Source organism: Pseudomonas sp. CFBP 13719 (genome assembly GCF_014842095.1).
Classification (GTDB): Bacteria; Pseudomonadota; Gammaproteobacteria; order Pseudomonadales; family Pseudomonadaceae; genus Aquipseudomonas.
In genome coordinates, this window is record NZ_JACYVB010000002.1 from 260,357 (window position 1) to 283,775 (window position 23,419).

A 23,419-nucleotide genomic window follows, 5' to 3' on the forward strand; every position below is an offset into this window, starting at 1 on the left:
TGGGGCACTACAAGCAGGTGACAAGGCATGCGCGCAACCGTCAGAATAAATAAAAAAGGTGCCCATGATGAGTGACAAAAAAATACAGCTGAGTGAATCTGCTCATGCTTGGTTCAAGACCATCTCTGAAGCTCGTGAAGATTTTCCCCTGAGCTTTGATGACATCAAGAAAGCGACCGAGGTAGAAATTGCCAGCTGGCATCACCCCTTGGTTGCGATCAGTCATGCGCTGCTCGATCACTTCAAAATCGTAGATGATCCCTTCATGCTCAGTAGCTTCAACGAAGAAGGCAAGCCTGAAGAAACGGGCTGTCATTGTTTCTACGCGACCGTGTCATACAACGACCTGGGCATCTTCGTGTATGACAATTGGGGTGAGGGCAACATGTGCGCCGAAACCATGGAAAACCTGCGAGCCGTTCTTCCCTACCCCGAATGGCTGACGCCTCATATGCCCAACCTTCGTGCAATCGTGAAGGAGCGGCTTGATGCCAAGATGCCAATGACCGAATACCCAGAGCCTCGCATCGGGTACCAATGGGACGCTGTGCCTGAGCCAGTGGTCAAGCCCTTGGTGGAGCGTGTAGAAAGGGAAGTCGACACCTCCCCTTCGATTTGAGAATCTCAGGCTATGGCGGCGCGTGCGGCGTCCTGGATGGCTTTTGATTCTGCGGTGGCCAGCTTATCGGCCCAATCGTTGTACTTGTCGTTGGAGTGACCCTTCACCCACTTCCAGACGACCATGCGATTGAGGCACAAAGCGTCAAGCTGCTTCCATAGATCAATATTCTTCACCGGGCCACCATCAGCCTTGCGCCAGTTTTTGGCTTTCCAAACCTTGATGTGCTCCTCGATACCCAGCTTCAAGTACTCGGAGTCAGTGACGATTACCGTAGGCCTCTCCGGAGAGATGCTGACCAGCGCTGAAATAGCCGCCATCATCTCCATACGATTGTTAGTAGTGCCGCTGGCACCACCCGACAGCTCGTACTCAGATCCCTGATCAATGATAACGACGCCCCACCCACCTGATTTGGTCTTTAGGCAAGATCCGTCAGTGTAGGCCACCACTGCAGGCCCTGAGGCCGCAATCTTGCTTTGATCTTGGGCAAGATCCAAAAAGGCTTGAGCGACGTCACCACCCACCGGCTCCGAAGCTGCAGGCGCCTTTTCCTTTTGGCCCAGATAAGGCTTGCACCCCAGATTGGCCAAGGCATCAGCCCGCTCGTTCAGAGGATCGCCATTGTGCCCTCGAACCCAGACAAATCTAACGTCATGTCGATTTAGCTGTTCGTCTATGCGCTGCCACAAGTCCACGTTCTTGACGGGCTTCTTTTCCTTGGTTCTCCAGCCATTTTTCTTCCAGCCATGCATCCACTTGCTGGAGCCATCGATCAGGTACTGGGAGTCGGTGTAGAGTTTGACCGAGCAGGGGCGCTTCAAAGCCTCCAATGCCTCGATCGCCGCCAGCAATTCCATCTGGTTGTTGGTGGTTTCAAGCGTGCCACCGTAAAGCTCTCGCTCCTTGCCTGCTGCCAACAAGATAACGCCCCAGCCGCCAGGGCCGGGATTGCCCTTGCAGGCGCCGTCTGTATAGATCGTGACTTCGTTGGACATGACGCTTTCCCTAAAATATATGCGAGGGATCTTGCCACAAAGACAATATATGTGCAAACCGATTAGGTTCGGCAGCACTTTGACACAGATGCGAAATGGACTTGACCCAGGATCCCCCTCATAATCGAATATGAGAGATATTGATAAACAAAGGAGACCGATCATGTCCCGTGTAGAAGACCAAGGCCTTTTACGACCCGCAGCTGATGTCACCAGCCGTGTGCTGCGACAAACCTATCAGTTACTGGCTGCCACATTGGCTGTCAGTGGCATCACTGCTTTCGTCAGCCAAAGCATGGGGCTTGCCCACCCCGGCCTGCTTTTGACCCTGGTGGGTTTCTACGGGATCCTTTTCATGATCCACAAGAAGCAGAACAGCGGCTCGGCCATTGCCTGGACATTTGGCCTGGCAGCCTTCATGGGTTACACCCTTGGCCCACTGCTCAACAAATACCTTTCTCTGCCAAATGGGGGCACAATCATAGGCAATGCCTTCATGTTGACGGCCTTTACGTTTGCCGGCCTTTCCGCCTACGTGCTGAGAAGCCAGCGTGACATGAAATTTCTTGAAGGCTTTCTGGTGGCAGGGTTTTTCGTGCTGGTGGGTTCGGTGGTGTTGAGCCTATTCGTTGACATCCCTGGGCTGACGATGGCGATCTCGGCAGGCTTCGTGCTGTTCTCTTGCGCAGCGATCCTTTACGAGACCAGCGAGATCATCAAGGGCGGGCAAACAAACTACGTGTTAGCCACGGTCAGCTTGTTCATCTCGATCTACAACCTGTTTGTCAGCTTGCTTAGCCTGATGGGCCTGGCCTCCAAAGACTGATCAGCATCGATCGCCAAAGGGCCAGCCTAGTGCTGGCTTTTCTGTTTTTGACCGTGGGAGAATGGGGCAAGGAGATTTTGTATGAACTTGCTGATAACACCACGCACTGACCTGCCCCAATCCGTAATTGATCGCCTCACGCTGATCAAGACCGTCTTTATGGAGCTTCACCCTGAAATGGTCGAGGCTTCTTTGACGACCATGCTCAATCGTGCACTTGAGCCCAAGTTTCGAGGCACCTCTTCACGTGAACTGGCACACGAGATGTTTCATGGCCTACCGGTCGTCAAGGAGCAGCACAAGGCGACTTCATTCACCCCATCTGCGAACAAACTGACCCGAGCGCACCAGGCCAAGCCTGACGTTGCTCATGAGGCAGTGATGTCTCTTTGTGTCGCTGCTCTTTTGGAGGATGGCCTCCACCCTTTGGCCACGCTTTCAGGCTTTCATCTAAATAGCGCACAGGCTGATGAACTGAGAAATTACGATGAAGATCGGATACGTGATTTCGACCTGCTCGACTGGGGGGTTGATTTCGAAGCAACCTCGCCCCTGCTCCAACCCGCGATTGTCATCCTCGACTCGGCAGAACACAGTGTACTCTTCGATCAGAAGAGCATAGCCGAGCATCACCGCCGCTTCGCGCCGCTGCTGTCGAACAAGCGCGACCCTCTCCATGCCTGCTGGGAGATGACGTTTGCTCCAAAGGTAGACAAACTTGAGCGCAATGGCTCTAAGGTCACTCGCCTGACGAAGGCGATGGGCGCCATTACCGAGACTTACCCAGAGCTTGCCAGCGACAGGGTCAAGAACTCTGACTGGGCCCACATTGCCAGGCACCTATGGGCGGTTGCAGGCTACGTGGCAGAACTTGGCCAGATCCACAATCTCGGATTATTTCTGGACGAAACACTCAAGCATCCCGCACAGATAGAGGCCAGCACTATTATGTTTCTGGCCCGGAACGAAAAGCATCCACTCAAGGAGCTCATGATTGAACGCTATGCTCAGCATGCCCTGAGCCTAGGCAAAGTTCACGAGAATCAGAATCTACTCTTGGCTGCAGCTCACTGCCCAGATTTGGGCAAGCGAGTGGGCATTGGCTATGAGGAAATTATTCACCAAGCCTTCAGTAAGCACATTGCCAGTCTGGATCTTGAAACCCTGGATTACGCCCTGGCGCCAGTCTGCAAGGCTTGGGGTCGAGCCTTACCTTCACAAGATGTGCGCTTGATCGGAACGAAGATCTGTCGGCATGCGCAATGGCGTGAGGCGGTGAAGGAACGACTGCCGGCCACTATCGAGCAGTATCATCAGCAGTTTGAAACGTTCCCAGAGGCGCTCAGAGAAGGTCAGATCTGCCACACCTCTATCCCGGATCACCTCGTAAGGCCCTTTGCTCACCAGCAAATGCAGCGTGTTATCTCCAATGAAACCGCACAATATCTGATTTCGCTTAAGCTCCAAGGCAAGATTGATGCGCGATTCATTATCGAAGGGCTGACAACGAGGGGCCGTTTCAAAAACAACTCTCGCCTGGCCAAAGCCTATCACCAGGGTGTGGTGACGCTACAGGAGATATCAACAATCCATCCCAGCGGCCTGGACAGAGTCCTGCAGGCCGACCTGGGCATGTGATCAGCGTACAAGGACGTTGGCGGGAGTCAGCGTCTTGGACGAGCGGCTGGCGGGCTTGACCATATCAAGGCCCTGCTGAGTAATCTGGATTTCAGAGCCTTCACGCAGGACGAAGCCGTGATCCAGGAGACGCTGGATGTCATTACCCAGCATTGCCTCAGCCAGATTTCCGCCCGAGCGCTTAAGCTGGGCTAAAAGATAACGCTCCGGCATGGTCAGCTGATTAACCGTAAGCCCAGGCGCCTGCTCCGCAGCTTTCGGTGCGTTGATTTTGAGCTCGTTCAGACGAGCATTGACGCCGTGCTTGTGCATGATGTCCAGGTGGTGTTGCAGCTCCGGATTGGCCAGCAAAAGCTCGGCATTTTCTTCAGCCACGTCCTTAAGCATGGCGATGATCATGCTCATGGATTCGTTAAATTTGGTGGTCATATTGCCTCTCCTCTGATGAATCAATTGTACCATAAGGCGACTATATATAGAGGGTTTTTTGAAGGTTGTGCTGCTTGCAAGCAAGATCAATATACGATTAAATACATCAATGTCCCCTATCCTCTATCCAGGAGTCTACGTCATGCGCCGCCAATCAGAACCTCTTGATCATCAGCAGCCCGTCAAACAAGAAAAACCCATTGAGCAGCCTGTTGGTCTGGGCAGCAGTCGCTTTCGAAATCCGGACTTTGCAGATCAGCGCGAAGATTATCCCGACGATGATCGTTGATCGATCAAGTCCAGAATAGCCGGCCCAGTGCCGGCTTTTTTGTGCCCAAAACCTCCCTCTGGACTCCTCAGACAGTGGAGCTGATACACTGTTTGTATACAGGAGAATTCCCCAATGCCCATCACCCCAGACCTCTTCAAACAATACGTTAACCGTGAGCAATTCGACCTGGCCAGGTCAAGCCTTGATCAAATGCGCGAGGATGGACATTCATTCTTAGGGTTTTCTTCGACCAACACCATGATTCCTCTGATCAAGCTTGCATTGAACAGCAAAAATCTCACGATCCCTCCCCCCATGCTGAGCCATTGTTTCATGGCGCCGGGGTTCAACCAGCTGAAAACTTGCCTGTCGCTGGAAAGCAGGAAGTACCTTGAAGGTCGCGAGGTCGATCAGGAACTGATAGATCATGTTTGTGCCGTATGCTTGGACATCATCAAGGCGGCTTCAGAGGGGGCCCCTGAAAGCCTTAAAAACCAGACACTGACCGCTCATGTCGAAAAACTGCTGTTGCACGCCAATTTTCCAAGAGCCGTAGGCATGAAAGGGGAAGCGTTCAAGCCCTATCGAGATCTCTATTTTGGTGCTGATCTGGGACTGTAACGCTTGGCAAAGCAGCTCGATTTAGGTATAAATTGGGCTGCACTTCTCCCTTTTGCTATCCGTTAAGGAATACCATGATCAATCAGCTTGAAAAGCCGATTGGAATCGCACTGATTGTCGGTGTACTGCTGGCCGCGCTTTACGTGCTTTCCCCGTTCGCAATCACCCTGGCCTGGGGCGCGCTCATTGCGTTTGCCACCTGGCCCGCTGTCAAATGGCTTGAGCGTTTGACTGGGCGGCTTTGGATTGCAGCCTCCGTAATCTCACTGCTGCTGATTACAATCGTAGTCGGCCCTCTAGTGGCCCTAACGCTCAGCTTTGCCGGGGATGCCACAGTCTTTACTCACTGGGTGATGGAATTGGCTAAGTCTACCTTGCCCGACTCACCGGGCTGGGTGGCCAAACTCCCCTGGGTTGGGGGCTATGTCGATCAGCAGTGGGCTGTATGGCACGCCAAAGGCCCTACCTGGTTCATGGACGTCAAACCCTACCTGACCAAGATCCTGACAGTGATCGTGGGCAAGAGCGGGGTTCTAGGCTCTGTGCTTGCACAAATTGGGCTCTCGATCCTATTTGCTTTCTGGTTCCACCTGGAAGGTGAGAAAATCACCACGCTGGCTCATAAGGCGCTCAATGCACTCATCGGTCAGGCGTCTTCGCGTTACTGGGAAATTGCTCGCAACACCATCAGTGGTGTGATCAACGGGGTTATCGGTACCGCTCTGGCTCAGGCTGTTTTAGCCCTGATCGGCTTCTGGATTGCCGGCGTACCTGGCGCCCTCTTGCTAGGCGTAGGCACTTTCTTTCTGAGCCTAATCCCCATGGGGCCACCCATCCTTTGGTTGCCAGCTGCTGGATGGCTTTTTTACCAAGGTGAGGTTGGCTATGCGATTTTCCTGGCGATCTGGGGGATCTTCATCGTCAGTGGCGTGGACAATATCCTAAAGCCTATCCTCATCAGCCGAGGCGGCGTATTGCCGTTGCCCATCGTGTTGATCGGCGTATTTGGCGGCGTGCTGTCGTTCGGTTTTCTAGGATTATTTCTGGGGCCCGTATTTCTGGCATTGTCGTTCACTTTGGTGCGCGAATGGTTGAATCAGAGAGCTGCCACCTCTTCTACCCCGGCGCCGTGAGACCATGAATCAGGCCAAGTCCAAATCACAGGGTGTAACAGCCTACGAGCTCAAGCTTGGCCAGCTTTCACTAGACTTGTCCGGAGTTCGTGCTCAGCTTGAACATGAGCTCCTGGGCTTGCTATCCCCTGCCGACCTGGTCTCCCTATGGAAGCTACGCACAGTTCTTGAACAGGCAGCAGGTCTTATCGAGCGCAGCCTGGCCGAGGGTTTCACTCAAGTGGGTGAAGACATGCTCGACCTGGTTGTCCAAGTGGAACGCATTGTGGTGCATGCACAAGAGCAAGTAGATCGACTGCGTACTTGACCTACCGCCCAGGACAGACATTAGTCACAACCTGATGTATGCGCATACCAAAAAATCCGTATGCGCTTCCTTGAAAGTAAGGTATGCAGAATGAGATCCCTTTTGCATACGTAGCAGTATAAGCACTGTATACAGAGAGCATTCCCTTACGTATGCACCTAAAGAAAAGGTATGTAGCCATTAGGAGTGGTGGGGTGTATGGGATGTACTTTAAGCTGCCTTTTTACAGGGCAGCTTCGGACAATATCTCAAACCAGCAAGAGGCCTTTACCTGGCTTGCTCTCGTTGATGGCAGTCTGCAGGTCGGCCCAGCTTGCATCGACCCGCACGATGGACAAGGCACCTTCGCCTGGCCAGCGGTGACCCCGGCCCCGATAAGCGCCCGTATCTAAATTCACAATGTTTCCGAGCCGCTGAACCTTGCGCACGACGTTGTGGCCTACAAACACGCGCTCGACACCACCAACAGGTGTCGCATCCTGGCTGTTATGACGATCACGTGAACTGAAGAGTTTTTTCCGCAGTGGATCATCGAGATCCATAGACAGGATTCCTGGCAGATCTTGCCAGTTGTAGCCTACAGGCACATCCGCATGAATCAGCCCCACGTTGCCTATCGAGGTTTCGATCTCCATGGCTTCTGGGAGGTTTTGAAGACGAGCAATGAACTCACGGCGGAAAAACTTGGACGTCTTTTCCCACCATTCAAATCCGGATTTTTCGAACGCGTAGCACTTTCTCAGTACGTCTTCGCTCGGCTCTCCATCTTTGTAGAGTTTCTTGATGAAGATCTCATGGTTTCCAGGACAAACGTTGAAGTAAGGTAACCCCAGCCAGTCCAGAACCCACTCATTTTCAGCACCGCGATCAACCAGGTCACCTGGGGTAAATAGGCGGTCGCAATCTGGATTGAAACCGATCTTTTCCAGCCTTTTAGCCAGGTGCTTATAGCAGCCGTGAATATCTCCCAGTGCATAGTCAACACCCCTGGTGTTTCTTGCAAAGGTCTTGATTCTGGGGCCGGCACCTGTAGCTGTGGTCATGGGTCTACTCTCGATCAGTTGGGTTTCAAAATGACGACTCCCCGCCTCGGCGGTATCGTGAATGGGCCCGGATAATCAATCCGGGGCTCAATTTCCAGCAAATTGCTTAGTACATCCGCTGCTTTAAGCCGAGCCCATGACGCCAGCAAAATTAACCGGCTTCACTTGATTATGCTCGTAAATTGTCGGCTTGGGGCCAGCTGGACGAGAAATCTTTTTTGGCAATTGGGTCTCTGGGTCGATCACGGGCATGATCATCCCTGTGTTGACGTAACGCTTGGTTACGCTCACCTTGTTTGGATCGCTGCCCATCAGAGCTGCATGGATGTCCAGCAACTCACGAATGGTGAATTCAGTTGGCAAGAACTGAAGTGGAATCGACGAATAGCCGCACCTGATGACCAGACGTTGAAAAGCCAGGCGCACGATTTCCACATGGTCGAATGCCAAGGGATGATTGCCCTCGATCACATCGTTTACATCCACGAATTTCAGGTGATCGCTGGCCTTCTTGGCATTGGGATTGGACGCGTCAAGGATGCCCAGATAAATGATTGAAACGGCCCAGCCACGGCTGTCGCGGGTCGCGTCGCCGATTGAATCGACCTTCTCAAAGTAAGGCGCGGTGAAGCCCACCTTTGCTTTGAGGATGCGATCGCGTGCTGCGGCAAGGTTTGCATCTTCATTTGTGTGAACAAAGCCACCAGGCAGCGCCCAGACACCCTCGAACGGTTGCTTGTCACGCTTTTCCAGGAGCACGCACAGAGACTCGCCGTTCCAGTGAAAGATGACGGTATCAATGGTCAGGATTGGATTATGCAACATAGCGGGGCTCCCACGGATTGTGGCTTTTAAGTAAATTCTGAACGTTCGGAGTAAGCATGCTTGGCGGAACATATCCCAAGGCTAATTCCTTGCGGATACCGGTGCTGCGCACTTGCTTTCGCTCCTGTGTTACGAAGATTTGGCAGCGGTTGTGTATCTGCTCGATGTGGCTGAATCGGCTCCAGGCCTGCATGTTGTCAGGGCCAATGGCCAGAAGGTACTGATGTTCCGGAAACGCGTTGCACAAGTGCTCCACCACTTCGTAACTGTAAACAGGACGATCACTGCCTGTCAGCTGAGCAATCTCGTGCTCTACCGCCATCATCTCGACCGGATACGGTAGATCTTTGGCAAAGGCTTCGACCCATTCGCACCGCAGGCCGTAGTCCGTCATGTTTTTGCTGAACGCGTGCTTGTAGGAGGGAATCAGCCACACTGCATCAACGTAGGCTGACAACTGCTCGATGCAGTCAGCATGGCCCAACGATGGCGGATTGAAAGCAGATCCAAACAAGGCGATTTTCATGGCCGACCCCTAATAAGTACACTCTGTAAACTATTGTCATCCAGGTGGCATTTCTTGTCAATCTTTGTCCACAAAAAAGCCCGTCTTGCGACAGGCCTTTTTGAAAGCAGCCCCTGCGGGAAGAGCGACTCTTTTCTAGCGAACACGCTTCAGGAAGGTTTCCGAGATTTTTTGACCCTGGGCGTTGAGGTTGCTGCGCAATAGGCGACCGTCCTTAGCCACGGAGAAGGTAGTGACTGCGCCGGCACAAGTTTGCTGCCCGGCGCTGGCCTGCTCCTCAAAGGCTACAGAGGCGCGAAGGAAGTTTCGATAGAACAGACGGCTCTGACAGCCCGTGGCGTACTTGACCGAGCTGACCTGCCCGTTGCTGATCGAGACCTGGGCAGTGGTGCTTTGGCCGTTGGCCAGCGTTACCGGGCCGCTCCAGGTGCCGATCAGCGCCTGGCTCATGTTCACTTTGAAAGCGGTAGTGCCGGAACGGCGCATGGTACCTTCGGCGGTCATCTTGCCGTCAATGGTGTAGTAAGCGTACGAAAGGCTATTGATGTCTTGTTGGGTCAGGCGCACATAGTGGTTGGCAAAGCACGCCTTGCCAGTACGACCCTGCTCCAGCAGCAGCACGCCGCCATTGGGCTCGGTACGCTGGTACTTGAGCATGGATTGGCAATCACGCGAGTAGTAGGTGGCCACACTCAGCTCTTTCTTGCGCAGATCCATTGCGAACGTCCAACCAGTGGTCTCCCCGGTCGGGGTAGCCGCACCGACCCAAGCGTCGATCATCTGATCCGGAATGCCGTCATAAGCATATTGGCCCGCATCAGTCTGTGGAGGAGTGCCAGCACAGCCTGCCAGAAGCGCAATGGCGGAGGCAGCAGCCAGGATCTTGAGCATTTTCATCGCGGTACTTCCTGTGATGGTTAGGTATAGGGTTAGTATACTGGGTATACGTTGGATGTCAATGGCCCGTATATTGAGATTACGTCAATTTAGCTCCTTTTGCATGAAAGGCACCTTCTTGGGTATGCTGACTATCAGACTGGAGAAATACATGACTGCCAACAGCTACCCTCATTTCAGTACCACCGACCTGGTCAGCCTACTCGGGACGCGCAAGACGCCTCTTACCGAAGATACGGCTCTTTTGGTGCTGGATTGGCTTGAAGAGGGAAAAAGTGAACTTGCGATCACCGTCGAACTGCGTCAAGCGTATCCAGAGCTCTACCAGGTGCATACAGCAGGCATGATGGGAAATCCTTCAAATCATCTGACAAGCAAGATACAGGCGTGCACCGCCCTACTCCTGGGTACCTGCCATCATGAGCGTGTAATGGCAGTCGCAATCAAGGGTGAGGTCAGGATTGACCTGTTCGCGCTGGCCAACAAACAAGACTATGGCCAAAGCCTGGTGCGCAAGTGTGATGGGCAGCTCTATGCTAACTCGGAACTAAAGCGCCTGCTGCGCGAGCGCCTGTCGATCGATGCCCTCCTCTTGTCGGTGGCCAAGCACAACGATCTAGAGGCTTACCGGCAGCTCATCAAAATTAAGCCGGTTTCTGAGCGCGCCTGCATACAAAGCATCATGCAGTTCGCCCGCAATCACCGAGTTTCCGTCCCCAACAGCTTTCTTTCTTCTATCGGTGGGGCCAACAAGCCGATTGATGCATCCGCCGTCGACGTGAACGACTATGTGGGAGCCTTCAAAGGATCTGGCCCCGAAAGCCTGGCCAGCATGTTGGCAGATTACTACCAGCCAGCGCTGACACCTCTTGTGGGTCACGAGCTTTTTCACGCACTTTTTATCAAGAACAGCTACTGGGACAGCCCGGAGAACCGGGAGTATGTGGGTGCGCTAATGCGCGACGGTGCCGACTGGTACATTGGCCTGCAGCAAAGCCAGGTGGGGAGCCATGTCTACCTGGGGCTTCTAACAAGAACCAAGGATCCAGTGGCAGAGCTGGAAGCTTTGGTTAAGCATGGGCTGCGCACATCAAACCAGGCCTTGGTCGGGGAGATCCTCAAACACGTTCCTCTGAAGGTCATCATGGCCTACGCCGACACTGAGCCAAAGGCCAACCAGGTCTACCGTATCGTTCGCCTTGAATGCATCAAGGACAGGGTGAGCAAAAAGCTCCACGAGAAGAACTTCGGTGCCGATCTCGGGCTTTAAGGTTTGCCAGGCGCTTGGTGTGGAGACCGCTTGCCCCGAAGAGGCTGAGCCCAACTTTGTGATCGGCCTTTTCTGGCATCATTTAAGCCCTGAAGGTATTCATCGTAGCCAGGGGCCTTTTCCAGGTATCGCTTGTCAAAATCACGGATGTAACGCTCATAGTCCGTAGACGGCCATAGCGTAAACGTCGAAAAGCCTTCGCCAATGGAGGATAGACCCTCCCCTAGCATTCTCCATATTGATTTTGGCTTACGCTTCACCTGCAATCCCCTTGAGCAAAACCTTCATCTCTTCAGAAGGTTGTCCATGCGCCGGCACCCGGTAAGGAGTATTCTCCCAACGAACAGTCCCACCCAGCTTGGTTTCAAGCTCCTGCAACACATTGAGATGGTGACGTACCGCCTCATCAATTGTCGCGTGTCGCCGGAAATCTGGGAATTCACATCTCGCATCACCCACCAGTCCTGGAGTGAGATCAGCATCAATTTTGGTTTCAAAGCATGCGCCAGCCACAGGTTGACCGAGCACCTTGGAATGCCTCTCGTCGAAAGGGCTGACATGGCATGGTAGAAGCACCGTGCTGATGCTGTAGGCACCAACCCTGGATTGGGCTAACTGAAAGTCTTTGCTCTGAGCAAACTCGATGGATTCAGCCATGTTGCTGGCCCAGCAAGGCACGCCGTCTCTCAGGACTACCGAGTCCGGGACAGGAGGAAGACTTTGCAGATCCATGATCGATTCCGTTTTGAATTGCTGACAATAGCAGTATGCCGGGATGCATTGATGGCGTCCGCTTATTTTGTAAACGGGCGCCAATTCTGCTAGTGGCGAAGACGCATGACTTGGCCTGTCAAATGCTCAAGACCCAAAGACTTCAGGCGATTACTCATTTCCACCTCAAACTGACGCTCAACACGCTGGATTTCTTTACGACTTTCCTGACCTGTCATGGCGTCAATCTCGGCACGGGCGTCGATGAACCGTGATCTGGCCTCCTGCATAACCTCGATAATGGCTTCCCTTTCTGCCTTCTTCGATACGCCAGCCTCAAGGAGGGTCTTGAAGCGCTGCAAGCACTCAGAAAGTGGTTCGCAGATACGAGTGAGCTCAGCCTTGTAGTCGCGCTCTTTTGCCTGTGTGGAGTACAGGACAGGAGGGCGATCAGGGTAGCTTTCGACCATTTGCTGAACCCGGCATGGTACGGGCTGATTATTGGTACGAAGAAGCGTGAAAAATTGCTCGTTGCTCAGTGAGCAGGTGTACATCTCGTTTCCTGTGAACAGATGAGGCTCCCGAACATCACGCACGTTCACCTCGGCGAAACTGAAGCGCATGTCCAGGTAATAGCCAAATAGAGAGGCGCTGCCCACCAGGTCATTGCGGCTCCCTGAAGGCTTGGATACTGCAACCGAGCCATAGCTGCTGTGCACAAGGCCAAAGCCCTGATCATCGAAACGAGCTTCAGTGACCCCGCGCTTTGCGTCTTGGGGTGCCCAGTTGCACAGGTAATGATTGACTTCGGCATTTACGAAAGCCTTGCTATCCATTTTGCCGAGCGATCCATGCTTGGAGCCTGTGTACAGGTTGTCGTTGAATTTACGCGTACCGGCGAAGCTATGGGCCTTGCAGAACTCATCGTGCTGCTGTTGTGCCAGAGGCTTGAGGAAGTTGATTTCTTCTTCGGTGAGACCCAGTTGATAAACCGAGGCGATGTTTACGTAGCGCATTATTGGATCTCCTTTTTCTGAGAGAGGCGAATCGCAGCCTCGATCTCAAGTTGGGCGCTCATGCGCACGTTGTCGCTGTACTCACCCAGGCAATTCAAAGAGAACGCCGGATTGTTTGCCATGCCGATCGGAAGGTTCGTTGCTTCACGAATGAGGTCTTCGGTGGTCTTCTTGCTGAGCTTGCCACCCTTGGCAAGTTCGGTGTCGACGTCGGTCAAAAACTCTTCAAAGCGAGCAGCCGTTGTTTCAAGGGTATTGTCCAGATGCTCCCGCATCTTTGCAGCGGTGTTGGTCATGGTGTCGAGCACGTATGGCTCGATCACGTAGCCCTTTGCTGAATGGATGGTAATCGGGTTGCTGCCGCCCCCGATGTCGGTGACCATGCCAGAGAGGGCTGTTTCGGAAAGTCTGAACGTTGCCAGGGTTTCATAAGGCTCGTAGGTGAGCACACCGTCCGGAGAGATCACAGCGTCAGCCAATGAGATCTCTACATTGAAGGTGCTCAATGCTTTGACAGCAGAGCCAAACAGCTGCTGTGGCTCCATTTCCAGTTTCTGATTAAACGTAACGGTGCCAATCGAGGGATGTCGCACTCGCACGGTTCCATCCGCCAGAGTCGTTTCACTCACACGAGAGGCAAGATCAGCCTCCATCGCCTCGATCTTGCTCAGAATGCTGGCACGAATGCGCTCATCGCCGCCTTGGCTATTAAGGGCAAGCTGACGCAGGTGATCCAAGGCATGCACCTTGTCGTTATGGTAGAACAGATTTTCTGGGCGGATATAGGACATGAGCACTTCTCCATATAGTTCACTCAGTATACTTAATGCCAAGCAAAGGTCAAGCAGACACGATAGTGAAAAATATTTGATTTCCTTCAAAAAAGCTGTTGACAGTCAGCTAAGGCACCCATAAGATGAAATTACTTCACCGAGGAACATCAAATGAACACGCTCAGTCTATCCAGCTCCATGCCGACACCATCACTGATGGCAAGCTAACGCGTGTTCGTTTCTCGGACGCGCAGTCCGGGACTAGCAATCCAGAAAACCCGGACTTTTGAGCCGGGTTTTTTTATGCCTCAAGATTTTTGAATCACCTGGATAGTTGCCGGAATGGTCAACGGGCCTGCTTGGAAAGCAGGAGTTGCGCAAGCGACATGTGGGTTCGAGCCCCATGCTATCCGCCAGTTTCGGGCTTTTGCCCATCGCTCTTTAAAAATGTGGAAGCAAGAAGTTTTATTTGGTGAAGTGGCTGAGTTGGCTTAAGGCGCGGCCCTGCTAAGGTCGAGTGTTTTAAAAGGCACCAAGGGTTCGAATCCCTTCTTCACCGCCAATTTGCAGGCAAATTCCACTGTTGCAGGTGGTGTCTCTTCGCGTGACCGGGCTTCCGGTCGTGGTGCCCTCTTGGGTACCAACATGAGAGATATTCATGTTGGGTTGTGGGCCAGCATGGGAGTACAGGGCTCAAGGTTTGCCGCCCCACCCGCAATATCAAGCAATTTACGGTGATATTGTGACCTTTTAGACGCCCAGGTAAGCCTGGTAGTCATGCCGATGTAGCTCAACTGGCAGAGCAGCGCTTTCGTAAAGCGAAGGTTGCAGGTTCAATTCCTGTCCTCGGCACCACATTTCACAAGACCAGTTGCAAGGGCTCTTGGTTTAAAAAAGTTTACGGAGTATAGCGCAGCTAGGTTAGCGCGTCCGGCTGGGGGCCGGAAGGTCGCAGGTTCGAATCCTGCTACTCCGACCAAACAACATGCGCCGATGGTGGAATTGGTAGACACGCTGGCTTCAGGTGCCAGTGCCTCCGGGCGTGAGAGTTCGAGTCTCTCTCGGCGCACCATTTACCGTCTTCAAGGGTTTGAAGACAAAGGAAAAATACCCTTGACGAACGAACGGTTTAGCAATATATTGAAGTTACTGGAGGTGTGCCGGAGTGGCCTAACGGGCCGGTCTTGAAAACCGATGGTGAGGGAAACCTTGCCCAAGAGTTCGAATCTCTTCGCCTCCGCCATTATCACTTAATTATCAGTGGCTTAAGAGATTTTTCTGATAATTTAGATAGATACGGAAAATTGCCAGAGCCTGGCTAAATGGGCCCGCCTCGAAAGCGGTGCGACCTAACGGTCACGAAGGTTCGAATCCTTCATTTTCCGCCATGTGTTAAGTTGTGATCAGCGAAATCAGCTGATAATTGTTAAGCCGCTATAGCTCAGCTGGTAGAGCAATCGCCTTGTAAGCGATGGGCCACAGGTTCAAGCCCTGTTGGCGGCACCATAGTCTAGTCATAACTTCGGTTATGGCCTGGCAGAGGGTTGTAAGTACCCTCCCTCAAAGTTGCTCTCTGGTGTTCCCAGGGGGATAGGCGACAGTAGCACCTCACGCTATTTATCGTGACGCTTTTTGATCTCGTGAAGGGACTCTGGATTGGCACTAGCCGGTCGGTGGAGAGGCTACAGCCTCATTGAAGCTTTAGGGTCGGGCGGTTTGGCACCGTAACGTCATTACACCCTGCGAGGGCTGCCGGCCTCGGACAGGGTAGACTTTTAACAAGCCGGTTGACTGAGGTTGAATAGTAGCCTACTGGCCTTCGGGCTGGGCAGCATAGGAAGCACAAGATTGCAGGCGGTGTACTCGCGGCCAATTGCAGTTTGAAGGTTTTCTTGCTGTTTCTTCGGGGTGTAGCGCAGTTGGTAGCGCGCCTGCTTTGGGAGCAGGATGTCAGGAGTTCGAGTCCCCTCACCCCGACCACATTTTGTGATGATGCGTTACACGAGCGCATTGTTATGCTAGTTTGACATGCGATTTTGTCATTGAAGAGTCATCATGTCAGACACAGAGCTGGATTTTGAAAGGGTTATGGCCCGATTTGGTAATCTCATCGACGCTGTGAGTGATCGCGAGATCCTCAGCGCTCTCGATCTGAGGCAATCGGCCTACTCTCAGCGAAAAAGTAGAAATGCGATACCCTTTGAGGCGCTTATCCTGGCGTGTCAAAAGCGAGGGATCAGGCTTGATGACGTTTTTGGCTCAAATGAGCTAGCTAATGATTACGTGCTTGATGGTGATCAGGATCCATCACGGTCTCCTATAGAGCATCAATTACTTTGTGGAATGCTTCTTGATTGCTCCGATACAGACCTGAACAAGGTTGGAATGCGGATTCAGCGCATTGCAGGGGCTCTCAAAAGTGGTGTGTTGAGCAAACAAAGAATCCTTGACGCTGTTGCTCTCTCCTTGGCGTTTGAAAAGAGTTGATTGAGCACAAAAGACATAACAAACAATGGATTAGGCTATTTACTTAACCCTGATTATTGAGTAGTATTTGATTAAGCGCTCGTGGCGGAATTGGTAGACGCGCATCGTTGAGGTCGATGTGTCCACGTGACGTGCGAGTTCGAGTCTCGCCGAGCGCACCACCTTGGGGTTACAAGCCCTGCTCCTTCATAGGGGCTAAATTTTGCGGCAATAGCTCAGTTGGTAGAGCGCCATCCTTCCAAGTTGGAGGTCGCGGGTTCGAGACCCGCTTGCCGCTCCATGCTCTAGGTTAAGCTGTTCTTTGAAGTAGGCTTTGCCTGTAATGATCCGCATCTCTTATTGTTCTCCATTGGGTGACTGTCGGATCAACATAGCATTTACGATTAGCTGTTCTTGCATGTTTATCAAGGAGAAAATAGCTCGACAACGGCTTTTCTGGGACTTTAGCTCATGGTTGGTTAGAGCGGCGGGCTCATAACCTGTTCAGGCGCCTGGTTCGACCCCAGGAAGTCCCACCATTTTTTTATGCGGGTTCGGCGGTTTGGTGATGCCACAGGGTTCATTCCCTGTTTAGCTGGGTTCTTAATCCTCAGACCGCATCCAGTAAAAAGACTCTATAGTTCAACGGGATAGAACGGTTTCCTCCTAAGAATCAAATGATGGTTCGAGTCCATCTAGGGTCACCAACTTCAATTGCATCTCGGTTTTTTAGCGAAGTAGCTCAGTCGGTCAGAGCGCGGCACTCATAACGCCGAGGTCAAGGGTTCGATCCCCTTTTTCGCTACCATTTCCCCCTTGCTTCCACTCCTGCCATCCGGGCTATCAATATATTGATAAGTCGCATATCGCATGCGACAATCACATATTGTTCTGAACCATAGACCCGGAGCCTCCAGATGTCCAATACCCCGCTCGATCCCGACCTGATGGCAATTTCCCTTCCAGATTTCACGCCTGACCCCAACTACCGAGAGCGCGCCTTTGATGATGCCAAGGCCAGCAAGAATGCTTTCGCTTCCTGGTTCCATGCGGTCGAGAAATCGGGTGTCAACTACCCTGTCACGCTGAGTCTTCCCCTCTCGATCAACCTACAGGCCTCCCTGATGGGCGAGCCAATCGATGAAGATCCCAACCCTGAAGTAGATGCCCTGGTTGCCGCCATTCAAAAATTTGGTGAAGAACAGGGATTTCCGCTTTTCATCAAGACAAGCTTCACCTCAAATAAGCACTACTGGTCAGAGACTTGCCGCTTGGCATCGGCAGATCGCGAAACTGTGATGCAGCAGATCTACAACCTGCACGAGTACCAGGCAATGTGCTCGCCTTACATGTTTACCCCTGAGCTCATTGTCCGCAAAATGATTGATGTGGAGCCTGTATTCGAGGCGTTCATGGGCATGCCGGTCACGGAAGAGTTCAGGCTGTTTGTCCGTGATGGCAAACTTGAGGCTTACCAGCCTTATTGGCCTGTGGCAGCGATCAAAAATCCTTCGGTTGAAGACTGGGAAGCGCGCCTGGCAACGATCAAGACCCCAAAGAAAGAAGACCTCCAGTACATGACCAGATACGCTGAGAACATCAGCAAATCCCTGGGCGGCTACTGGAGCGTGGATTTCCTGCGTGGGAAAGATGGCAAACTCTGGCTGATCGACATGGCTGAAGGTGATCGCAGTTACGTTAACACTGTCGACCTGGTCAAGATTGAGCCTGAGACCAGTCCAGAACCTTGATGTTTTGCAAGCAAAAACGAAGCAGCTGCTCCGGGGTGCCCGGAGCTAAGGGCGACCTCCCCTAAAGTCCCAGATCGCCGCCTATGAGGTTGTCCATCTCATGGGCAGGCAAGCGCTCCAGTAGGCGTGGAAAGCGCGGCAGGGGCTCCAGGAAGGCCTTCCTGTACTCAGCCTGACCCAGAACTTCAAACACAGCGTCTATTTCCTGTGCATTTTTTTCCTGGCGGCAATAGCTACCCAAGTTGTAGGCCAGGGTGGTGGTCGCCTTTCTGGCCTTTTCCCACACCTTGCTCTGGTCAGTTCCGAGTGTCGATAACTGCTCCCTGCCCTGCTCCACAGAATCCAGGAACATTGATACTACTGTTGGGCCCAGTTTCAGCTCATTGACTACTTCAGGATCGAGCTTGGCAAGGCACCAAAACATCTCGCTGCCTTTTGCTGCAGACAATTCCACAAGCTCCCGCCAGGACTGTGGATCAGTAAAGATGACAGACGCTCGCAGAAAGCGGGCATCGGCCATCGATTCACTAAATTTCTTCATGCCGGCAATCCAAGTGGGATTGAGCGCCAACACCGCCCAAAGAAAGGGGGATCCATGAATGTTCTTGATCTCATCATTGGGCTGGCTCAGGTAATCTGGCAACCAAGCCCTGATTCTCTCGATCTCTCCTAATTCATGAGCCTGCCTTGCTCTATCCAGAAGCATTGATCCAAGCCTTGACGCATCCGCCAAGGGAGATTTGATGAAACTTGAAAGCGCCTGGTCGTAGACACTGCTCTGCTCACCCACATCATAGAGATCAGTGGCCATTTCAATGATCTTGTCCGGATGGGTGTCTTCCTTGGTCAAGAAAGCTGATTGAAGCGCCATCTGCAAACTGACCACAAGATCCTGCTGAGGTTGGCCAGGTGTTGGTTTTTGCGCCTGCATCAGCTCTTTGGCCAAAGCCCGATGGCCGTTTAGCCATAAAACCTCGGCAATGGAGTGTTTGTTCCGAGCAGAGGTGGCCAAAGAACCATCTTTGGACTGAACGATGTCCATCAACACCTGTTTGAATTCAGGCTGATTGAAAAGAGCCAGGTCATCAGCGTTCAGCGTTGACAGGGCATGGAAGGCGTTCAAGGTGCCGGCTGACATCAATCTTGCCATGGTACCTGCATAGGCCTTGGGATTTCGCTCTCTGGCCAGCGCCATCAGCCTTGACTGATCTTCCTGCGGAAAACCCATGAAAACCGAAAAGCCATTCGGGGAGCTCACGATGGAGGGATGGTATCCCAGCACCTTGGCAGCTCCATAGGGATGCTCCATGCTCGCAGTGGGTGCCCAAAACATGTCCAGCCCCGTTTTGGCGAACTCAATCAGGTCAGTGCGAGAATTGGCCAATTCGAAATAGGCTTTGGCAATGGATTTTATTGAACCGATCTTGGCGGGCGAGGTGTCCAGGACAAGAAGCACATCAACCGACTGGATCTCGTTCAGCGGGTTTGGGCCCAGCGTTGCCTCGATTCTGTCTCTCAGCAGCTGCTTAAAGGATTCGAATAATGTGGACACCGGGTTGCTCTCCTATGTATTGATGTATTTTACCCTGAGAGCAGCGCGTGCCAACAAGGTCAGCAGGCTAAAAGGACAATGGATTGTGCCTCTTCATGAGGAATAACCCGGACTTCTCTGCCGTTAGGCTTTCGGGTCTCAACCTCGGGTGTTGTTGATGTGATGAGAATTGTAGGGATGTCCCTAATGATGGCCTCATGCAGAGCCTGATGCATCACGCAGAGGCTCCGCTTGATCTGCCCATGATCATGGGCCTTCTCATGCATCACCATGAGGTTGGCTGACAACGAGAGGGCTTCTGGCGAGACCAGTAAAACCTCTCCAGCATTCGTTTCCACAGGAATCTTCGATCGGGTGTCCGCACACACCAAGGCAACGGCGCCATTTGCATATCGGCGGTACTCCCATTTGCCCTCGGGCAGTCGCTGAGATGAATGTACTTGGCTGCTGAAAATGATGTCCTGCTGGATGGCCTCTCCATCTTCCCCGAAAAGCTCATTGAAGGGTTTGTCGCGATTTTCAATTATTGCGTAAGCGGTCACAAATACGCTCCAAGCTTTAGTCGTTCTCCGCAATTATGACGTAAATAAGATATGCGCGAAACTATGGCCAATTGACGCCACTGCGATCAATTGCTTAGGACAGGGCTTCTTCATCAAGAATTTTTTGATAGGACTGCGAGAACTCAAAGCCGGCACACACCAGGCGATCCTTCACCAGCTCTTCACTCAGGTCAAAGGCAAACGTGTTCTCCATCACCTCGTCCATGACCAGGTCTGAAGGCCAGAATGCACCGATGAAGTGAGTCATGCCGCCATCGTACTCGGGTTGGGCCTTGATACTCATTTCAACCACAGTGCCCTCTTCGTCCATTCCTCGAAGAAACGCAAATTCGATTTCTGACGCTTCAGTGGGTTGCTTTGCCATAGTCGTGAATACTCGAAACCTTGGTGGTTGTGACCCTTGAAGTGGTCAAAGGCTCTGTTGAAAAAGGGCTGCAGACCGGCAGCTACCTGAGGCTCCGCCACACATCTCTGTGCGCAGGCTGCACAGTCTTTTTAGAAAAGCTCCAGAAGATCAATTTCAGACTGATCGAAGAACCCAGGCGCCATGTCCAGGAGATCACCATCGTTACCCACTGAAATCTCCCTGCTGAGCCCAGCATAGTGATAAACGAAGGTGAAATTCTTTGGGTCGAGACTTCCATTGCGAATGGCAAGGCGTGCGCCATTGAAAACGTCATTGGAATTGCTGAAGACGCTGATTGCTTCATTCCCTGTTGGGGCTTGAAGGGCTTTGCCAATGGCTGACATCTCGGCACCCGTAAGCGTCAGATGGCCCAGAATCTCAGCACCCTCAGGTGCCCCGGCGTGATCCCCACAATGAAAATAGAGCTTGCCCATGGCACGTATCCTGTCCAAACCATCAAAGGGGGCCAGTATCACCTGGCCCTGTTTTTAAATCACTGACTATCGCCAGCAATCAGTTTCAGTGTTTCCTGAATAGCCCTGTTATCCAAAGGCTTGTCCCAGCGATGCTGTGGGTTCAGCGCCAGCCCATCTTCCACGATCTGAGTCAGGTCGAGCCCTTCGATCGAGCCCTGCAGCTTTTGCATGGCTGCATTGACCAGGTCGTTGATGCCTGCCTCCTTCAGGATTTTTGCAGTCAAAGCCTGACGGATCGCTTCCTCGCTCTGATGATTAAAGGTTTGGCGAATTACCCGTTCATCTGGCACCAGCTTGCGCTGCAACCCTTCAAATTTGCTATCCAGCCACGAAATGAACTGGGGAGAGGTCATCGCGTTCAATTCTACCCGCTTTGTTTGAAGCCAATCAGCCCAGTAGCCATCATCTTTCGCAGCGACATAATCGGCGACGGGAAGAAGGCGCTTTCCTGCTGTGTCTTCTCGGTGAGTTTCCACCTGAAGGCCCATTTCAACAGCTTCCCATGGCTCGATGCCCAAATTCACGATGTGTACTCGCCGACCCTTCCGGGCCTTGGTTTCTTCGATCAATGACTGGTGAATAAGGCCACCGGCATTGTCACCATCGTGAAGGCTGTAAAAATAGATCGGTTCATCGGAATCGCCGAGTAAATCCAGAACGTCTCGGGCTGCTCTGGATGCGAACCCCTTACTGGAAACAAGTGCGCAATCATTGCGCTCAGGCCAACCAGATTCGCGTAAAATGCTAAAAAGACCTTCTTTTTCGCAAAAAAGCACTGAATTAATTGTATATTGAGGTCTTTTATAGCGCTCAACGTTCAATGTGCCGAGGGGGATCTCCTCTCCGGTATGTGGGTGGTAGATAGTGCCTCTACTGTCGCGATAAATTCCTGGCAGGTCGGCACCACGCTCCCCCTCGATGGCGGTGATTACACTTGAGAAATAGTTGTAATCCGGCTCCTTGCCAAGTGTTTCAAGCATGCTAGGACGTACTGCGTAAAAGAGCTGACGCAGTGAATAACGATAGGTGCCATTGCCGCTCGCTTTTTCGATGGCGTCTTCAAGGTAGTGCTCGATGACAGCCCTCTGGGAAGCCTTGCTTTCGTCCTTGGGTGCCAGCGCACGCCCTCGACTGCATGCCTTCTTGATCGCCTTGGACAAGGGATCATGGAATCGCAAAAGGTCGGGATCCTTTCCGTCGGATTTTATCGGGCAATATGGAACGCAAACGTTGATGATCAGCTCGACTTTCTTTTTACCAACATCAAAGAGATTGCGCAAGCCCGACCCGATAATGCCAAGCTCGTGCGCCTTCTGGCGCATCAAGCGCATTTCCCCAGTGATGATTGTCCGGTTGACCATCATAATGATGGAATCTTCCTCAAGCTCATCGCTGCATTTTGCATAAACATCAATGCTGTAGGGCACTTCGCCTGACAAGCCTCGACCTGTAACTTCAACAGTACCCGTGACGTTGCAGTAGCCGTAGTTTGGAAACACGTCGCCAATCTTACCCAGCGTCGTTGGCTTTGGCGCCGGGGCGAAATCACGAAGGGTCTTGAGCAAGCTGCGAGCCTCGGGGCGACTGATCGCTCCTGGCATAAGATCAGCGATTTCCTTGGCCTCTTTGGGCGACACCTTGTGAAAACATTTGAGCAAATCTTCCAGCGGTACACGGCTGCTGAATATCAGCTCAAAGAAGGCGTCTTCGTCATACCACCAAGGCGAGGTTTTGCCACCGTACGAAGTACCAAGGTCGGCGATCGAAATCGCGAACTCGCTCCAGCTCAGCATGTTTTTCTGCTTGGCAAGTGCCGGCCCGAATTGCACGGTAATCCGAGTCCCAATATTGACATCAGAGTCTGTTGTCTCGACCAGGGTTTCCCCGGTGTCCTGAGGATACAGATCAAAGCGTTTTCCGCAGGTTTCGACTGTCATGGATCCTTCGGAGGCCAAAACAGTGCCCACAACGACACGCAAACCATTGCCTAATGCGCCACGTGCCGGTAATCGGATCAATTTTGAGGAAAGAAGTGGGCGTTTGATAGAGAACAGCTTGGCGATTACCTCAGGGTCTGGCGAGATGCCTGCTCCCAGATCCTGCACGATGAATCCACTGGGGATTTCGGTCAGATCAACAGCGGCAGACTGGCCTTTTTTTGCTGAATCGAGGCTGTTGTCGACCAGCTCTTTCGCGGCCAAAATGGCCAATTTGTGCTGTGGAACACCCGCTTTCTGAGTGAGCGTACTCAGGTTGCGAAACAGCATCCAGTCTTCGCGCTCAAACATGACCAAACCCCAGA

Annotated in this window: 24 protein-coding genes, 14 tRNA genes and 1 pseudogene; 24 read left to right on the forward strand and 15 right to left on the reverse strand. The window is 52.5% G+C overall.

Annotated features, from left to right (window positions below; genetic code table 11):
• Nucleotides 1-67: 67 nt before the first annotated feature.
• A complete protein-coding gene (locus tag IFT57_RS06515) occupies nt 68-619 on the forward strand; it encodes a hypothetical protein (RefSeq protein WP_122531259.1) in 552 nt (183 codons plus the stop codon).
• Between the two features lie 5 nt (nt 620-624).
• Here the strand turns inward: IFT57_RS06515 and IFT57_RS26935 are convergent, their stop codons facing one another.
• Both IFT57_RS26935 and rnhA read right to left on the reverse strand, forming a co-directional pair.
• A complete protein-coding gene (locus IFT57_RS26935; RefSeq protein ID WP_342030339.1) occupies nt 625-1,146 on the reverse strand; it encodes a ribonuclease H family protein in 522 nt (173 codons plus the stop codon).
• Nucleotides 1,147-1,173: 27 nt separating this feature from the next.
• Nucleotides 1,174-1,617, reverse strand: a pseudogene (gene rnhA / locus IFT57_RS26940) (ribonuclease HI); the annotation flags it as partial.
• Nucleotides 1,618-1,780: 163 nt separating this feature from the next.
• On the opposite strand from rnhA, the gene IFT57_RS06525 reads away from it, so the two are divergent.
• Both IFT57_RS06525 and IFT57_RS06530 read left to right on the forward strand, forming a co-directional pair.
• Complete coding sequence (locus IFT57_RS06525; RefSeq protein ID WP_122531257.1) at nt 1,781-2,443, forward strand: Bax inhibitor-1/YccA family protein; 663 nt, start codon at nt 1,781-1,783, stop codon at nt 2,441-2,443.
• An 81-nt stretch (nt 2,444-2,524) separates the two neighbouring features.
• Nucleotides 2,525-4,081: a hypothetical protein gene (locus IFT57_RS06530; RefSeq protein WP_122531256.1), complete on the forward strand. Its 1,557-nt coding sequence runs from the start codon at nt 2,525-2,527 to the stop codon at nt 4,079-4,081.
• Here IFT57_RS06530 and IFT57_RS06535 read toward each other — a convergent pair whose 3' ends face one another.
• The gene (locus tag IFT57_RS06535) at nt 4,082-4,510 is read right to left on the reverse strand and encodes a hypothetical protein (RefSeq protein ID WP_122531255.1); all 429 of its coding nucleotides are present in this window, start codon (nt 4,508-4,510) and stop codon (nt 4,082-4,084) included.
• Between the two features lie 142 nt (nt 4,511-4,652).
• On the opposite strand from IFT57_RS06535, the gene IFT57_RS06540 reads away from it, so the two are divergent.
• The 4 genes from IFT57_RS06540 (at nt 4,653) to IFT57_RS06555 (ending at nt 6,842) form a co-directional block, all read left to right on the forward strand.
• Nucleotides 4,653-4,799: a hypothetical protein gene (locus IFT57_RS06540; protein WP_192092631.1), complete on the forward strand. Its 147-nt coding sequence runs from the start codon at nt 4,653-4,655 to the stop codon at nt 4,797-4,799.
• 114 nt (nt 4,800-4,913) lie between these two features.
• Nucleotides 4,914-5,402, forward strand: a complete 489-nt coding sequence (locus IFT57_RS06545) for a hypothetical protein (RefSeq protein WP_192151001.1) — start codon at nt 4,914-4,916, stop codon at nt 5,400-5,402.
• A gap of 74 nt (nt 5,403-5,476) precedes the next feature.
• Nucleotides 5,477-6,535 carry an AI-2E family transporter gene (locus IFT57_RS06550; RefSeq protein ID WP_192151003.1) on the forward strand — a complete coding sequence of 353 codons (1,059 nt, stop codon included), beginning with the start codon at nt 5,477-5,479 and terminating at the stop codon, nt 6,533-6,535.
• A 4-nt stretch (nt 6,536-6,539) separates the two neighbouring features.
• Nucleotides 6,540-6,842: a hypothetical protein gene (locus IFT57_RS06555; RefSeq protein ID WP_192151005.1), complete on the forward strand. Its 303-nt coding sequence runs from the start codon at nt 6,540-6,542 to the stop codon at nt 6,840-6,842.
• A 248-nt stretch (nt 6,843-7,090) separates the two neighbouring features.
• Here the strand turns inward: IFT57_RS06555 and IFT57_RS06560 are convergent, their stop codons facing one another.
• The 4 genes from IFT57_RS06560 to IFT57_RS06575 all read right to left on the reverse strand — a co-directional run bounded on the left by IFT57_RS06560 (nt 7,091) and on the right by IFT57_RS06575 (nt 10,133).
• Nucleotides 7,091-7,885, reverse strand: a complete 795-nt coding sequence (locus tag IFT57_RS06560; protein WP_192151007.1) for a metallophosphoesterase — start codon at nt 7,883-7,885, stop codon at nt 7,091-7,093.
• Between the two features lie 123 nt (nt 7,886-8,008).
• Complete coding sequence (locus IFT57_RS06565; protein ID WP_192092620.1) at nt 8,009-8,710, reverse strand: NUDIX domain-containing protein; 702 nt, start codon at nt 8,708-8,710, stop codon at nt 8,009-8,011.
• Nucleotides 8,700-9,236 carry a nicotinic acid mononucleotide adenylyltransferase gene (locus IFT57_RS06570; RefSeq protein ID WP_122531249.1) on the reverse strand — a complete coding sequence of 179 codons (537 nt, stop codon included), beginning with the start codon at nt 9,234-9,236 and terminating at the stop codon, nt 8,700-8,702. Before IFT57_RS06570 ends, IFT57_RS06565 begins: the two co-directional genes overlap by 11 nt.
• 135 nt (nt 9,237-9,371) lie before the next feature.
• Nucleotides 9,372-10,133: a hypothetical protein gene (locus IFT57_RS06575; RefSeq protein WP_192092618.1), complete on the reverse strand. Its 762-nt coding sequence runs from the start codon at nt 10,131-10,133 to the stop codon at nt 9,372-9,374.
• A gap of 151 nt (nt 10,134-10,284) precedes the next feature.
• Here IFT57_RS06575 and IFT57_RS06580 point away from each other — a divergent pair, with 151 nt between their 5' ends.
• The gene (locus IFT57_RS06580; RefSeq protein WP_192092615.1) at nt 10,285-11,403 is read left to right on the forward strand and encodes a hypothetical protein; all 1,119 of its coding nucleotides are present in this window, start codon (nt 10,285-10,287) and stop codon (nt 11,401-11,403) included.
• Between the two features lie 249 nt (nt 11,404-11,652).
• Here the strand turns inward: IFT57_RS06580 and IFT57_RS06585 are convergent, their stop codons facing one another.
• From IFT57_RS06585 to IFT57_RS06595, 3 genes are all read right to left on the reverse strand, one after another.
• A complete protein-coding gene (locus IFT57_RS06585; RefSeq protein ID WP_192092613.1) occupies nt 11,653-12,135 on the reverse strand; it encodes a hypothetical protein in 483 nt (160 codons plus the stop codon).
• A gap of 89 nt (nt 12,136-12,224) precedes the next feature.
• Entirely contained in the window at nt 12,225-13,130 is a 906-nt protein-coding gene (locus IFT57_RS06590) for a hypothetical protein (RefSeq protein WP_192092611.1), read from the reverse strand.
• Entirely contained in the window at nt 13,130-13,921 is a 792-nt protein-coding gene (locus tag IFT57_RS06595; protein ID WP_192092609.1) for a hypothetical protein, read from the reverse strand. The genes IFT57_RS06590 and IFT57_RS06595 overlap by 1 nt, the downstream gene beginning before the upstream one ends.
• 310 nt (nt 13,922-14,231) lie before the next feature.
• On the opposite strand from IFT57_RS06595, the gene IFT57_RS06600 reads away from it, so the two are divergent.
• The 16 genes from IFT57_RS06600 (at nt 14,232) to IFT57_RS06675 (ending at nt 18,120) form a co-directional block, all read left to right on the forward strand.
• Nucleotides 14,232-14,319: transfer RNA gene (locus IFT57_RS06600), tRNA-Ser, on the forward strand.
• Between the two features lie 55 nt (nt 14,320-14,374).
• Nucleotides 14,375-14,465, forward strand: a tRNA-Ser gene (locus tag IFT57_RS06605).
• A gap of 217 nt (nt 14,466-14,682) precedes the next feature.
• Nucleotides 14,683-14,758, forward strand: a tRNA-Thr gene (locus IFT57_RS06610).
• Between the two features lie 46 nt (nt 14,759-14,804).
• Nucleotides 14,805-14,882, forward strand: a tRNA-Pro gene (locus IFT57_RS06615).
• Nucleotides 14,883-14,890: 8 nt separating this feature from the next.
• Nucleotides 14,891-14,975 (forward strand) — tRNA-Leu (locus tag IFT57_RS06620).
• Nucleotides 14,976-15,054: 79 nt separating this feature from the next.
• Nucleotides 15,055-15,146, forward strand: a tRNA-Ser gene (locus tag IFT57_RS06625).
• Nucleotides 15,147-15,201: 55 nt separating this feature from the next.
• Nucleotides 15,202-15,291: transfer RNA gene (locus IFT57_RS06630), tRNA-Ser, on the forward strand.
• 42 nt (nt 15,292-15,333) lie between these two features.
• A tRNA-Thr gene (locus IFT57_RS06635) sits at nt 15,334-15,409 on the forward strand.
• Between the two features lie 398 nt (nt 15,410-15,807).
• Nucleotides 15,808-15,883, forward strand: a tRNA-Pro gene (locus IFT57_RS06640).
• A gap of 75 nt (nt 15,884-15,958) precedes the next feature.
• The gene (locus tag IFT57_RS06645) at nt 15,959-16,390 is read left to right on the forward strand and encodes a hypothetical protein (RefSeq protein ID WP_192092607.1); all 432 of its coding nucleotides are present in this window, start codon (nt 15,959-15,961) and stop codon (nt 16,388-16,390) included.
• A gap of 75 nt (nt 16,391-16,465) precedes the next feature.
• Nucleotides 16,466-16,551, forward strand: a tRNA-Leu gene (locus tag IFT57_RS06650).
• Nucleotides 16,552-16,594: 43 nt separating this feature from the next.
• Nucleotides 16,595-16,670 (forward strand) — tRNA-Gly (locus tag IFT57_RS06655).
• 157 nt (nt 16,671-16,827) lie between these two features.
• A tRNA-Ile gene (locus IFT57_RS06660) sits at nt 16,828-16,908 on the forward strand.
• Nucleotides 16,909-17,000: 92 nt separating this feature from the next.
• Nucleotides 17,001-17,076: transfer RNA gene (locus IFT57_RS06665), tRNA-Arg, on the forward strand.
• A 24-nt stretch (nt 17,077-17,100) separates the two neighbouring features.
• A tRNA-Met gene (locus tag IFT57_RS06670) sits at nt 17,101-17,177 on the forward strand.
• A gap of 109 nt (nt 17,178-17,286) precedes the next feature.
• Nucleotides 17,287-18,120, forward strand: coding sequence for an ATP-grasp domain-containing protein (locus tag IFT57_RS06675; RefSeq protein WP_192151009.1), 834 nt, complete (start codon nt 17,287-17,289; stop codon nt 18,118-18,120).
• A gap of 61 nt (nt 18,121-18,181) precedes the next feature.
• On the opposite strand, the gene IFT57_RS06680 is transcribed toward IFT57_RS06675, so the two are convergent.
• The 5 genes from IFT57_RS06680 to IFT57_RS06700 form a co-directional block, all read right to left on the reverse strand.
• Nucleotides 18,182-19,672 carry a hypothetical protein gene (locus IFT57_RS06680; protein ID WP_192092603.1) on the reverse strand — a complete coding sequence of 497 codons (1,491 nt, stop codon included), beginning with the start codon at nt 19,670-19,672 and terminating at the stop codon, nt 18,182-18,184.
• 59 nt (nt 19,673-19,731) lie between these two features.
• Nucleotides 19,732-20,214, reverse strand: a complete 483-nt coding sequence (locus IFT57_RS06685; protein ID WP_192092601.1) for a hypothetical protein — start codon at nt 20,212-20,214, stop codon at nt 19,732-19,734.
• Between the two features lie 94 nt (nt 20,215-20,308).
• Nucleotides 20,309-20,599 (reverse strand): hypothetical protein, encoded by a 291-nt coding sequence (locus tag IFT57_RS06690; RefSeq protein ID WP_192092599.1) that lies wholly within the window; start codon nt 20,597-20,599, stop codon nt 20,309-20,311.
• A 131-nt stretch (nt 20,600-20,730) separates the two neighbouring features.
• Nucleotides 20,731-21,075 carry a hypothetical protein gene (locus IFT57_RS06695; protein WP_192092597.1) on the reverse strand — a complete coding sequence of 115 codons (345 nt, stop codon included), beginning with the start codon at nt 21,073-21,075 and terminating at the stop codon, nt 20,731-20,733.
• Nucleotides 21,076-21,134: 59 nt separating this feature from the next.
• On the reverse strand, nt 21,135-23,405 hold the full coding sequence (locus IFT57_RS06700) for a hypothetical protein (protein WP_244656713.1): 2,271 nt from the start codon (nt 23,403-23,405) through the stop codon (nt 21,135-21,137).
• Between the last annotated feature and the right edge of the window lie 14 nt (nt 23,406-23,419).